This is a genomic window from Nonomuraea sp. NPDC050540 (assembly GCF_044457485.1).
Classification (GTDB): Bacteria; Actinomycetota; Actinomycetes; order Streptosporangiales; family Streptosporangiaceae; genus Nonomuraea.
Genome location: NZ_JBITHA010000014.1, coordinates 13,969 through 25,659 on the forward strand (window position 1 = coordinate 13,969; position 11,691 = coordinate 25,659).

At 68.8% G+C, this 11,691-nt stretch carries 11 protein-coding genes and 1 pseudogene; 7 read left to right on the plus strand and 5 right to left on the minus strand.

Annotated features, from left to right (window positions below; translation table 11 throughout):
• Positions 1-159: 159 nt before the first annotated feature.
• Both ACIBI5_RS37240 and ACIBI5_RS37245 read right to left on the minus strand, forming a co-directional pair.
• A complete protein-coding gene (locus tag ACIBI5_RS37240; protein WP_397253774.1) occupies positions 160-717 on the minus strand; it encodes a hypothetical protein in 558 nt (185 codons plus the stop codon).
• A gap of 244 nt (positions 718-961) precedes the next feature.
• Positions 962-1,162, minus strand: coding sequence for a hypothetical protein (locus ACIBI5_RS37245; protein WP_397253776.1), 201 nt, complete (start codon positions 1,160-1,162; stop codon positions 962-964).
• 379 nt (positions 1,163-1,541) lie between these two features.
• Here ACIBI5_RS37245 and ACIBI5_RS37250 point away from each other — a divergent pair.
• Positions 1,542-1,868, plus strand: a pseudogene (locus tag ACIBI5_RS37250) (group II intron maturase-specific domain-containing protein); the annotation flags it as partial.
• Between the two features lie 295 nt (positions 1,869-2,163).
• On the opposite strand, the gene ACIBI5_RS37255 reads toward ACIBI5_RS37250, so the two are convergent.
• Together ACIBI5_RS37255 and ACIBI5_RS37260 are read right to left on the minus strand one after the other, a co-directional pair.
• A complete protein-coding gene (locus ACIBI5_RS37255) occupies positions 2,164-2,577 on the minus strand; it encodes a nuclear transport factor 2 family protein (RefSeq protein WP_397253777.1) in 414 nt (137 codons plus the stop codon).
• A gap of 78 nt (positions 2,578-2,655) precedes the next feature.
• Positions 2,656-4,920, minus strand: coding sequence for an ATP-binding protein (locus ACIBI5_RS37260; protein WP_397253779.1), 2,265 nt, complete (start codon positions 4,918-4,920; stop codon positions 2,656-2,658).
• Positions 4,921-5,194: 274 nt separating this feature from the next.
• On the opposite strand from ACIBI5_RS37260, the gene ACIBI5_RS37265 reads away from it, so the two are divergent.
• The 3 genes from ACIBI5_RS37265 to ACIBI5_RS37275 all read left to right on the plus strand — a co-directional run bounded on the left by ACIBI5_RS37265 (position 5,195) and on the right by ACIBI5_RS37275 (position 7,790).
• Positions 5,195-5,764 carry a TetR/AcrR family transcriptional regulator gene (locus ACIBI5_RS37265; protein ID WP_397253781.1) on the plus strand — a complete coding sequence of 190 codons (570 nt, stop codon included), beginning with the start codon at positions 5,195-5,197 and terminating at the stop codon, positions 5,762-5,764.
• Between the two features lie 358 nt (positions 5,765-6,122).
• A complete protein-coding gene (locus ACIBI5_RS37270) occupies positions 6,123-7,337 on the plus strand; it encodes an MFS transporter (RefSeq protein WP_397253783.1) in 1,215 nt (404 codons plus the stop codon).
• A 39-nt stretch (positions 7,338-7,376) separates the two neighbouring features.
• A complete protein-coding gene (locus ACIBI5_RS37275) occupies positions 7,377-7,790 on the plus strand; it encodes a Dabb family protein (protein ID WP_397106731.1) in 414 nt (137 codons plus the stop codon).
• Positions 7,791-8,062: 272 nt separating this feature from the next.
• Here ACIBI5_RS37275 and ACIBI5_RS37280 read toward each other — a convergent pair whose 3' ends face one another.
• Positions 8,063-8,680, minus strand: coding sequence for a stage II sporulation protein M (locus ACIBI5_RS37280; RefSeq protein WP_397253785.1), 618 nt, complete (start codon positions 8,678-8,680; stop codon positions 8,063-8,065).
• Here ACIBI5_RS37280 and ACIBI5_RS37285 point away from each other — a divergent pair.
• The 3 genes from ACIBI5_RS37285 (at position 8,679) to ACIBI5_RS37295 (ending at position 11,691) form a co-directional block, all read left to right on the plus strand.
• Positions 8,679-8,987, plus strand: coding sequence for a hypothetical protein (locus ACIBI5_RS37285; protein ID WP_397253787.1), 309 nt, complete (start codon positions 8,679-8,681; stop codon positions 8,985-8,987). The two genes, ACIBI5_RS37280 and ACIBI5_RS37285, sit on opposite strands and share 2 nt — an antisense overlap.
• Positions 8,988-9,342: 355 nt before the next feature.
• Positions 9,343-9,951, plus strand: coding sequence for a TetR/AcrR family transcriptional regulator (locus tag ACIBI5_RS37290; RefSeq protein ID WP_397253789.1), 609 nt, complete (start codon positions 9,343-9,345; stop codon positions 9,949-9,951).
• A 180-nt stretch (positions 9,952-10,131) separates the two neighbouring features.
• Entirely contained in the window at positions 10,132-11,691 is a 1,560-nt protein-coding gene (locus ACIBI5_RS37295) for an alpha/beta hydrolase (protein ID WP_397253791.1), read from the plus strand.

Genomic DNA, 11,691 nt, shown 5'->3' on the forward strand with positions numbered 1-11,691 from the left:
GTTGCGCCTGCCGGAACACCGATGTAGCGAACGTCCGCGCGGGCTGTCGGATCAGCAACCCGATGCGGCGCAAGCGTCTGTGAGAGCGCTCTGGCCCACTTTCGGTGGTGACGAAACATGATGTTTCGTGTCGATACGTGGTTCTGGTGGTCTGTTGTGTCAGCGTGACGCCGGTGTGACATGAAGGATGTTGCCGGTCTGGTGTTCCCGCAGTGTGTAGAAGTGTTCGTACTCGAGCAGGGCGTGCCGCAGGTGACGTTCGTTCCAGATCTGGCAGCGGCCGAGAAGTTCGTGACGGCACGACTGCACCCACCGCTCCATGATCGAGTTCATCCGCGGCATCCGAATGCCGGTGAGCACCGTCTTGATGCCGCCCTCGGTGAGGATCTCGTCCATGTGGGCCGGGAACGTCCCATCCCTGTCTCGGAGCAGAAAGCGCGCCCGGCAGCCCGCATCGTCCAGATCCCTCACCAGATTCCTGATCGCTTGGATGACCCGGCTGGCGCTCGGGCGCGCGGTGGTGCCGAGCACACGGACGCGTCTGGTGGCGTGCTCGATGACGGCCAGGATGTACTGGCGTTGCCCGCTGAGAGTGACGGTTTCGATGAAATCCGCGGCCAGTAGGTCGTCGGCTTGCGAGCGCAGGAAGTCGGCCCACGTGGTGGACGCCCGCTCGGGCACCGGGTCAAGCCCCGCCTGTTTGAGGATCTCCCACACCGTGGACGGCGCGACCGTGATGCCGAATGTGGCGAGCTCACCGTGCACCCGCCGATAGCCCCAGCCAGGGTTCTCGCACCAGGCGCAGGATGAGGGCGCGGACGGAGTAGACGGTGGGTGGGCGGCCAGGCCGCTTCGGCCAGCAGGTACCGGCGTGACGACGCCGCATCAGATCGCGGTGCCAGCGCAGCACGGTGTCCGGGCGGATGAGGAGCCGCAGCCGGCGCAGGACCTCGCGCGGCAGCTACGTCAGGAGCGCGGCAAGAAAGCCTCGGTCCTCAGGCGCGAATCTCACTCCGATGTCGGCGCCGAGCCGGCGTTCAAGGACGGTGATCTGGTGACGCAGAGCAAGTATCTCCACGTCGTTGTCCCGATCACTCATGGGCAGCAACCGCAGCGCGGCGAAGGCGTTCGTGACGGTCAGGTAGGCCAGGCGAAACAGCACAGCGGATCATCCTGCCGTACGCCCTTCCGTCTCCCGGGTGACCAGAGCGCGCACACGCCACGCGAAGCCCTCGCAGAGTGATGACCTGGGTGGACGTAGTTATCGGCAGGCGCACAGTCACGGATGGTGGACCAGGGCCGGTTCACCCCCACGGGCGTGGGGGTGAACCGATGGCGATGTCCTCTTGGTGTCCGCCATTGAACTCGTCCCCACGCCCGTGGGGGGGTGACCCGTGGAAGTATGCCCCGCTCGGTCGAGGTGGCGTCCTCGTCCCTACGCCCGTGAGGGTGACCCGCTGGCCTGGTCCATTGACAAGCATGTCGCGGCCCCATCCCCAAGCCCGTACGGGTGATCCGCTCGTCACCGGCTCCGGCACAGAACGTCGCAGCAGGACCCCAGAACCGTGCTGATCAGACTGAATCAGATCATGCGCGGGTGGGCCACCTACTTCCAGCACGCCGTCTGCAAGAACACCCTGGACTCCATCGAAAACTTCACATGGCGCCGGGTGATCCGCTGGTGGATGGCACTGTTCCGCTGGAAATGGAAGGACGTCCGCCGACACCTCACCGACCACACCGGCCGGTGGCGCAGACCCTCGGCGGACGGGATCGAACTGTTCAACATCGCCTCAACCCCGGTCACCCGATACCGCTACCGAGGCAACAAGATCCCCCACCCTTGGACAGTCCCCCACCACGCCTGACGGCAGCAACCGTGGAGAGCCCGTTGCGGAGAGATCCGCACGGCGGGTTCGGCGAGCGGCCTGGGGAAACGGACCGGAGCAACCCCGACACCGCGCCCCAGGCCGACTCAACAGTCGCACGCCAGGATGCCGGAGGCTTCAGAGGTGAGGAACTGGCGCCAGGTCGGTGAAGCCCCACGCGGCGCGGGCCCAAGCCTCGCCGCCGCCAGGACCCGGCGGACCGCCCCTCCCCCACCCGATACCCAAGACCAAGTAACTCGCCCCAGATGCGCCAAGGCCCTCAACGTGGATTCTTTCACGGAGTGGAGTTGCCGTCGGTCAAGGCGGCGAGCATGGCCGGAACGTCGACGTAGACCTGGTAGGACGTGATCAGGCCGTCCCGGAGTTGCCAGACGTGCACTTCCGGTACGCGAAACGGCGTGCCGTGAGCGATAACCGTGCCGTGGCTGTAGCCGAACTGCACGATGTGATCGCCCGCGTCGTACAGGGCCTCGACGTCGAGGGCAGGGCCGACGTGGCTGAGAAGCGTGCCAAGGAAGGCGAGGAAGCCGTCGGGCCCCCGGCGTCGTCCGCCCCACGGCAGCAGGTCACTCTGCCGCATCACGAACTCGGGGTGGATGGCGGCGCGGATGGTCTCCAGGTCCCGGCCGGCGAAAGCCGCGTACAGGCCCTGCACGATCTTCAGGTTGGCGGTGCTCTCGTATGACATGGTGCCGGTCCTTCCGGTTGGGCTGCTCGGATGAGGACCAGCGTCGGCCGTCGCGAAGGCGAGCACCACGGACACCGCTCACACACTCGCTACTGTGTGGGCGTCACGTGACCCGGTCGCCAGTTCGACGACCTGGGCCACGCTGAGCAACCGGCCACGGCGGCGAAGTCGTGTACAGCGGTCAACCCCCAGCGCGGACATGACGTCCGCCTGGCAACGATCGCTCAGTTCCTGCCACACGTGGAAAACCTGGGCGCCCACCTCGTGGGCGAGCTCGTCGACGGCGCCATAGAGCAGGGCCGCCCGGGTGTGGTCGCCCTGGAGCGCGGCGGCGTCCGCGAGATGGGTGAGCTGGTGAGCCATGCCCCAGGTGTCCTGCAGTTCGCCGAAGATGCGTACCGAGCGATCGAGCAGCTTCGCCGCCCGCGCGTGGTCGCCGAGGACGGCGGCGACCCGGCCCTGGATACCGAGCGCGACGGCGATCGGCCACTGCGCGCCACGGGCCTCGATGTCCGGAAGCTGTGCGGCCAGCAATGCGTCGGCCTCCGCCATGGAACCGCCGGCTATGGCGACGTGCGCGTAACCGATCGCCACGCACGACAGCGCGTGAACGTCGCGGTGCCCGTCCAGTGCCGCGGCGGCCGACGCGAGCAGTTCCGCGGCCGCCCCCGGCCGACCCCGATAGACCTCGGCATGCGCCCAGGACAACAAGATCCACGCCAGTTCCGCGTCCGCGGCGGCGTCGCGGGCCGAGCCGGCGGCGGCCTCGAACCACCTGGCGGCCTCGTCGTGGTGTCCGCGCGGGAGAAGCGACCACCCGGCCATGTACTGCAGCCTGGCACGGACCGCCGGTTCCGTCCCCGGGCCAAGGGCCGTGCGTGCCCAGTGCAACGGATCGCGCAGATGGCCGCGGATCACCCAGTACAGCCATGATCCGGCGCAGGCGGCGGCGACCTCGGACAGCGCGCCGTTGGCGAGCAGGTGCCGCATGGCCGCACGCAGGTTCTCGTGGTCGGATTCGAGCTCGTCCAGGGCCTCGGCCGTCCTGGGGTCCCACAGGAGAGGTGCGATGGTGGTCATGCGGTCGCAGAAGTACCTGGCGTGCCGCTCGCGTAGCCGGTCCGCCTCGCCCGGGGCGGACAGGTGCTCAAGGACGACGGCCCGGATCGTCTCCAGCATCCGGAACCGGGGCTCGCCGCTCGCCGTGTCCCGCACGATCAGGCTGTTGTCCAGCAACGTGGCGTGCAGGTCGAGCGCCTCGGTCTCCGAGAGCTCACCGACGGCCATCGCCGCGGGCAGCGTCCAGCCTCCGCGGAATCCGGCAAGGTGACGCAGGAGTGTGCGCGCCTCCTCGTCGAGGAGGTCGTAGCTCCAGCGCACGGTGTCGCGCAGCGTCCGCTGGTGTGCGGGTACGTCCCGCGGGCCGCCGGCCGTACCGAGGACCAGAGCGTCGAGGCGGGCGAGAAGCTGCACCGGCGTGAGCAGCCGCGTCCGGGCCGCCACCAGTTCGATGGCCAGCGGGAGGTGGTCCAGACGCGCGCACAGCTCGGCCACGACGCTCCGGTCACCGTCGCCGAGGGGGTGACCACTCGCCTGGGCCGCCCGCGCGGCGAACAGTGCACCGCCTTCCCCGGCCGTGAGGAGAGGAACGGGATGCATGTGCTCGCCGTGTATACGCAGCGGTGCGCGGCTGGTCACCAGGACCACGATCGCGGTAGCCGCGATCATCAGCGCCGCCGCCTCCCCCGCCGCGTCCGGCACGTGCTCGGCGTTGTCGAGGACGAGAAGCGCGCGTCTGGCGCGCAGGTGGCCGGCGAGCACCTCCCGCACGTCACGGGGACCGAGCTCCCGCAGGCCGACCGCGTGCGCGATCGCGGGCAGCACATCCGAGCCCTCCTGGAGAGCGGCGAGCGGAACGAAGATCACCCCGTCGGCGAACCGCGCCCCGATCCGCTCGGACACCGCGAGCGCGAGCCGCGTCTTGCCGACCCCGCCCGGGCCGGTCAGCGTCACCATACGTTCCGTCGACAGCCTGCGCAGCACCAGGTCGATCTGCGACTCGCGCCCGAGGATGGGAGACGCGACAGCCGGAAGTCGCGGCCGGAACACCGGCACCGAGAGAGCTCCCTCCCACGCCGCCCGCTCGACGGCAGCGATCCCGAGCGCGTCCGCGAGCGCATCCCGCGTGTGGCGGTAGGGCCGTGACCGGATGCCGCGCTCCAGCGCGCTCACCGCGTTCGTGCTGATCCCGGCGCGTTCCGCCAGCTGCTCCTGCGTGAAACCCGCACGTTCGCGCAGACGTCGGAGCATTGGTCCGAACGGCTCCGCGCTGTCGGCATCCATGACGCCCACGGTATTCTCCGGACGACCTCATCGCAGCTCACGACTCGACCTTTCCGGGGCGTGTGCGTAGAACTGCGTCTTCCCATCGTCAACCCGAACACCGCCCGCTCCTACACGATCGCGCCCCGGGCGTTGGTAGCCGAATTCGGCGAGCACGCCGAGCTGGAGGGCGAGGTTGGCAGCCGTGAGCGACTTGGCTGGACGCTTCGGCCGGGATGAGCGGAGGCTCCGAGCCGGGCTTGACAGGCAAAAGTGTGAGTGGTTAATTACTCATATGGCGACATCACCATCCCGACGACAGCTGTCGACCGCCGACGAACGGAAGAAGGTGGTCCTTGAAACAGCGGTCAGCACCTTCGCCGGCCGGGGCTACTTCGGGACCACGACCATGGATGTGGCCCAGCGGGCGGGCATCTCGCAGGCCTACGTCTATCGGCTGTTTCCCGACAAGGAGACGCTGTTCGTGGCGGTGGTCGAGCACTGCTTCGCTCTGATCCGCGAAAGCCTGAGCGATGGCGCCGCCGCGGCCGGGGGCAGCTCGCCGGAGAAGGTCCTGGATGCGATGGGCGACGCCTACGCTCGGCTTGTCGCCGACCGGGATCTGCTCCTGGTGCAGTTGCATGCGCAGTGTGCGGCGGCCTCGGAGACCGCGATCCGTGAGGTGGTGCGCGCCGGCTACGCCCGGCTGGTCGAGTACGTACGAGGTGTCTCCGGTGCGGCGGAGGCCGATATCCAGCAGTTCTTCGCGAGGGGCATGCTGTGCCATCTGGTGGTCGCCATTGACGCCCACCAGGTCGATGCTCCCTGGGCCCGGGCGCTGAGCGACGGCCTGCGCCATTACTGACGTCCGTGCCGAGGTAGACCGAAGGAGGTGATGACATGACCCGCAACGTCGTGGTCCGTTGGGCCGCGCTCGCGCCGCTGGCCGTTCTGGACGTGGTGCTGTTCATGCTGTGGCGCTGAGCGCCCCCGCGTCACCGGTCCCGGTGGCCATTTTTTCGGACCAAAGAGTGAGTGATTGACCACACATATCTGGAGATTGAGGAGATCGCCATGACCACCCCGACGACCCCACGCGTCGAACGCCTCGCCTGGGCGGCCACGCTCACCGTCCTGACCCTCGCGCTGGCCTTCATGGTCACGCTCTGGAACTGACCCTCCGGCCGGGCGCTCTCGGCCGATCCCGCGAGAGGAGCCCTCCCATGGCATCCGTTTCGACTCAGCCCGCCCCGTCCCAGCGGGCACCCTCACGCCCGGCGCGCGCCGCGGTCCTGGCGGCGGCCATGCTGACGATCATGGCGCCGGCGATCATCTCGCCCAGTCTGCCCGCGATGCGGGAGGCCTTCGCCGGCACCCCCGGCGCGGACCTCCTCGTCCGCTTCGCGCTGACCGTCACCTCCCTCGCGATCGCCGTCAGCGCCCCCGTCTCCGGGCTGGTCGCCGACCGCCTGGGGCGCCGCCCGCTGCTGGTCTCCAGCCTCGTGCTGTACGCCATCAGCGGCACCGCCGGATTCTTCGCCAACGACCTGTACCTGCTGCTGGCCACCAGGGCGCTGCTCGGCATCGCGGTGGGCGGAATCATGACGGCGGTCAGCGCGACGATCACCGACTGGTTCGCCGGGCCGCGGCGTGCGTCCTTCCTCGGGCTGCAGCAGGCCTTCGCCGGCCTGGGCGGTGTCGTCTTCCTGCCACTGGCCGGACTGCTGGCCACGGCCAGCTGGCGGGCACCGTTCTGGATCTACCTCGCCTCGGCCGGCGTCGCCGCGCTCGCCATCGGCGCCCTGCGCCGGGAACCATCGAGCCGGCGTACGGCGGCGCCCGGCCTCCCACGTCCTCGGCGGTCGCCGATGACCGGCAGGATCCTCGGCGTGTACGCGCTGGCCCTGGTCGTGACGCTGGCGTTCTACATGGCACCCACCCAACTGCCGTTCCTGCTCAGCAGCCACGGCAGCGGACCCACCCTCACCGGCGCGGTGATCGCCGGGAGCACCCTGTCCAGCGCGATCGGCGCTCTGGCCTTCCCGGCGCTGCGCCGGCGACTGAGGTCCGCCACGATCACCGCGGTCAGCGTCGCCCTGCTCGGCGTGGGCTGGCTGCTGGTCGGCACGGCCGACGCCGTTGGCCAGATCGCGGCCGGGCTGCTCGTCGGCGGCCTCGGGGTCGGATTCGCCGTCCCCAACCTCAACCTGCGGCTCAGCGAGCTCGCCCACCCCGACCAGCGCGGCCGGGTCCTCAGCGGCCTGGTCACGGGCATCTTCCTCGGACAGTTCCTGTCCCCACTGGTCATCCAACCCCTGGTCCGGAGCGCCGGCATCACCGCCGCCTTCACCTGGACCGGGATCGCGATGGCAGCGGCAGCCGCCCTCGCCGCCCTCGCACCGTGGGTGGCACGCAGGGCCCGCGCCGCCGCCGGCTGACAACCCATCACCACCAACACCACCAGAAAGGGAAGACCGATGATCATTCACGGCATCCGCTTCACCCTCAAGCCCGGCGTCACACCGCAACAGCTCGAGGAGGCCCTCCAGAGCCTGCGCAACCACGGCAAGATCCCGCCCGTGACGTCCTTCGTCGTCGGCCGCGACTACGGGGGTGAATACGAGTGGGGAGCCACCTGGGCGATCGAGGACCTCGACCGCTACTGGGAGTACCTCATCCACCCCGCACACCTCCACACCGACCGCATCGGACTACCGCTGATCGACAAGATGACCTCGTTCGACATCACCGACGACCCCGATCCGGACATCGGCGCGAAGATCGCCGCCCTGCACCAGCGCCGCTACGACAACATCCCCGACATCGCCGAGCTGGTCTCCGACCTGGGAGAGTACAAGGGAAGCGCCGCACCGGGCCCGCACGGAGCCTGACCACCGCGTCGCACCCTGAACTGGAGGGCGCCCGTCCCGGCCGGGACGGGCGCCCTCCGGCAGTCTGCCCAGCACGGGCGTGATCCGGCGGTTCAGGACCGGCGCTCAATGGCGCAAGATGCCGCGGGAGTTCGGCGTGTACGCGGCGACCAGGGCCGCCACCCGATCGTACGTCGACGGCGGCCTGGACCAGATCTGAGTGACGCCTGACCGGCCGGACTCGCTCAGGCGGGCGAGCCCGGAAGCCTCGATCGGCGTCGCCATGGGGACGGTCAGGCGCCGAGCACCAACGGTACGAGGAAGTAGATCTCGACGGCCTCGTAGACCGCGCCGATGACGAAGAGCGCGAGCGCCGCGAGCCAGAGCCGGCCAAGCCGGCTCAGACCGCGCACGTAGGCCTGCCGTCGCGTGGTGGCTCCCACCGTCGCCGGCCGGAGCCAGGACCTGCCCAGCAGGTAGGCGCCGAACATCACCAGCGCGTAGGCCTGGAACTCGATGAGCATGGTCAGCGAGTGCGGGATGAGGATCAGTGCCGATGTCCGGTCGACGGGCGCCAGGAGGATCCCTATGTCGATCGTCTTGATCACGAAGACCACGAGGCCCGCGAAGGGGATCACGAGGGACGGCAGGACGATGAGCGGCAGCGCCGTCGCGAACACGTTGACCAAGAAGATGGTCGCGCCGAAGACCCAGGGGCTGCCGATCACGGCGTCGACGAGCGCCCCCTGGCCGCCGTCGACGAAGGAGGACGTCCGCGCGGCGTGGAGATCGGGGAACATCAGGGCCAGGGCCATGCCCAGGAGGAGCGTGCCGTAGGCAAGGGCGTTGATCAGCAGGTACGCGCGCGGGTCGGCACGGATGATCTGGAATGGCCTGCGAAGGAGGTTCATGGTTCTCGTCTCCGTTTCTCTGGTGATGTGTCATCGGCGTCTGCCGGAGCGGGCCACCCGGCGGTCAGTTGCCCCCGGCGTCGAGCAGCCAGTGGTGGCGCAGACGCAGTGCCCTTTCCATGCCGGCCGGCGCGGCGCCGAGGGCGAGCGTGATGTTGAGCCTCCCGATGCCGGGTCGGGAACGAGTTGGTGCTCCTCGCCCGTGGTGGTGACGAAGTGGCAGCGCTTGATCCCGAAGCTGCTCGTCGCGACCTCGATGACGCCGCCCTCCAGGGGGAACACGGCGGGGATCTTCGACTGGGCGTGATGGCGACCGTCGAGATACAGGTGCGCCGTACTCTCGCCGCCTGACTGGTTGCCCCAGTGCCGCACGTCGACGGCGTATGTCCCCGGCCTCCGGCCATCGGACGAGGGCGGGAGGTGGAACAGCGCGCGCCCCAAGGGCAACTGCCACCAGCGATACCGCTGAAGAGGCCGTCCGTCGCCGCGCTTGACCCGCCGGATCGCCCGGCTGCGCCGCCATACCTTCAACACGTTTCCTCCACCCCGTCGCTTCATCACAACTCGACTAACACACTGTGTTACCCGGAATGATGGCCAAGCTATCACAGCGTGCTAGTACAGTGTGATAGTTGTGAACGAGTGAGGCGGAGGTTCAGGTGATGACGGAACAGAACGAGCAGCTCAGCAGCCGGGACAAGGTTCTCCTGGCGGCGATGCAGCTGATCGGGGAAAACCCCGGGGCGAAGCTCAGCGTACGAGCGGTCGCCGCGCGCGCGGGAGTGAGCACGGGATCTCTCCGGTTCCACTTCCCGACGCAGCGGGCGCTCCAGGACGAGGTACTCACCCGTCTGTACGACGTCGTCGTTCCCGAAGACCGGATCCACGATCGGGACGTGCCGGCCCGTGACCGCCTTGTCGACTGCCTGCGCCAGGTCCTCGCCCCCGCCGGAGTCGGCGCCGGCGCACGGGAGGCGCACCGCACCATCCACGAACACTTCATCGCCCCGGAACCGACCGAACACGTGCGGGAGGCGTACCTCGCCCTCGAAGGGGAGGGGCGTCGTCGCGTGGAGTACTGGCTGACGGTGCTCACGCAGGAAGGCGCCCTCACCCCCGGCGACACCTCCCGGCGCGCGAAGTTCCTCCTTACTGTCCTGAACGGCCTCGCGCTGGAGCGAGCCCTCCCCTCCGACGGCTCGATCCTGCAGGCCGAGAACGACACCCTCTACATGGCGGTCGATGCGGTCCTGAACTCCGGAACATCCTGACCCGTTCGTGCCGGGCAGCGAGAACTGGACACCATCTCATCGACATCCCTCGAAGGGACGATCAGTCATGTCATCCTCACGGCTCATGGGCACAGCTGCCGAGCATGATCGATAATCGGGACGAATCGCCTTTCCGATAACCGGTGCGGTCGGCCAACCCCACCTGACGAGCGGAGAAGCATGACAAGATTCGTTCGCGTCCTGACCGTTCTTCTGATGTTGACGGTCCTCATCCCTCGTGGAAACGCGGCTGCGGCCGTGACGTCGGCCGGCCGGGCCATCGCCTGGGCACCCTGCGTCGAGAACCCGACCGCGGAGTGCGGCACCCTGACCGTCCCCATCGATGGGGCGAACCCCGGCGGCCCCACCATCGACCTGGCCGTGGCCAGGCGCAAGGCCACCGACCCCCAAGCCAGAATCGGCTCCCTGATCATCAACCCGGGTGGTCCCGGCGAATCGGGGGTCGACTTCGCCCTGAGACGGCGAAGCTACTTCAGCGAAGAGATCACCCGAAGATTCGACATCGTCGGATTCGATCCTCGCGGTGTGGCGCGCAGCAATCCCGTGGTCTGCTCCGCCGAACTCATGCGGCAGGCACCAGCCGACCCTTTCCTCAAGAGCCAGATCGACTTCGATCGATGGCTCGACTACAACAACCGGCTCCGCGCCGATTGCCGCGCCCGGACCGGACCCCTGTTCGACCACGTCGACACGCTCAGCGTGGTCAACGACGTGGACGCGTTGCGCGCCGCCGTCGGTGACGGGAAACTCACCTACTACGGCCTTTCCTACGGCACCCTCATCGGGCAGCTGTACGCCGAGCGTTTCCCCGGCCGAGTCCGGGCGCTCGCCCTGGACAGCAACATCGACCACAGCCTGCGCACCGCCGCCTTCCTCAACACGGGGGCCGCCACGGCCCAGGACTCCTTCGAGGAGTTCGCGGCCTGGTGTGAACGCGACAGCGCCTGCGTACTGCATGACCGCGACCTACGCGCGTTCTGGGCGAACTTGCTCGCCCGCGCCGAACGCGGCGAGTTGCACCACCCCGGCCACCCCACCGTCACGCTGAGCACTCTCGACCTCATCAGGCTTCCCTTCCAGACCACCTACGGCCCCTACTGGCGGGAACTCGCCGAGACGATGGTCGCGATCGACAGTGGCGCCACCCCCTCAAAAGCGCTGCCGGAGATCTTCACACGGCAGCTCACGCAGCGCCGGGCCCCGCGTGCGGACGGTCTCGTCGCCAACCCCCTGCGGATCGTCTGCCAGGACTTCCATCTGCCGATCCGGAACTACCGCGAGTTCGCGGCCCTCCTGCGCCGTTCGCAGCGCATCGCACCTGACATGCGGGTGAGCCCGCTGACCTTCTCCTTCACCATGGGCTGCCTCGGCGAACCCGTCCCGATCCCCAACCCGCAACACCGCCTGCGGATCGATGGCACCCCCACGTTGCTCCTGGGCAACGCACGGCATGACCCCGCCACCGGCCACGCCTGGGCAGCCAGCGCGGCCGGCCAGATCGGCGGTGAGGCACGGCTGCTGACGTACGAAGGCTGGGGACACAGCATCTACAACCGCAGCCAGTGCACCCGCGGCACGATCGACCGATACCTCATCGACCAGACGCTTCCCCCTCCCGGCACACGCTGCCCCGCGGTCCCCTACACGAGCACACCGACGCCGACACAGATCCGACCCACGCCAGCCCCCCTCCCACTCGATCCGCCCGACCCGTCCTGA

Excerpts from the sequence above, each read along its gene's own strand:
- ACIBI5_RS37255 (WP_397253777.1), bottom strand. The coding sequence starts at position 2,577 with ATGTCATACGAGAGCACCGCCAACCTGAAGATCGTGCAGGGCCTGTAC.
- ACIBI5_RS37260 (WP_397253779.1), bottom strand. The coding sequence starts at position 4,920 with ATGGATGCCGACAGCGCGGAGCCGTTCGGACCAATGCTCCGACGTCTG.
- ACIBI5_RS37265 (WP_397253781.1), top strand. The coding sequence starts at position 5,195 with ATGGCGACATCACCATCCCGACGACAGCTGTCGACCGCCGACGAACGG.
- ACIBI5_RS37270 (WP_397253783.1), top strand. The coding sequence starts at position 6,123 with ATGGCATCCGTTTCGACTCAGCCCGCCCCGTCCCAGCGGGCACCCTCA.
- ACIBI5_RS37275 (WP_397106731.1), top strand. The coding sequence starts at position 7,377 with ATGATCATTCACGGCATCCGCTTCACCCTCAAGCCCGGCGTCACACCG.
- ACIBI5_RS37285 (WP_397253787.1), top strand. The coding sequence starts at position 8,679 with ATGGTTCTCGTCTCCGTTTCTCTGGTGATGTGTCATCGGCGTCTGCCG.
- ACIBI5_RS37280 (WP_397253785.1), bottom strand. The coding sequence starts at position 8,680 with ATGAACCTCCTTCGCAGGCCATTCCAGATCATCCGTGCCGACCCGCGC.
- ACIBI5_RS37290 (WP_397253789.1), top strand. The coding sequence starts at position 9,343 with ATGACGGAACAGAACGAGCAGCTCAGCAGCCGGGACAAGGTTCTCCTG.
- ACIBI5_RS37295 (WP_397253791.1), top strand. The coding sequence starts at position 10,132 with ATGACAAGATTCGTTCGCGTCCTGACCGTTCTTCTGATGTTGACGGTC.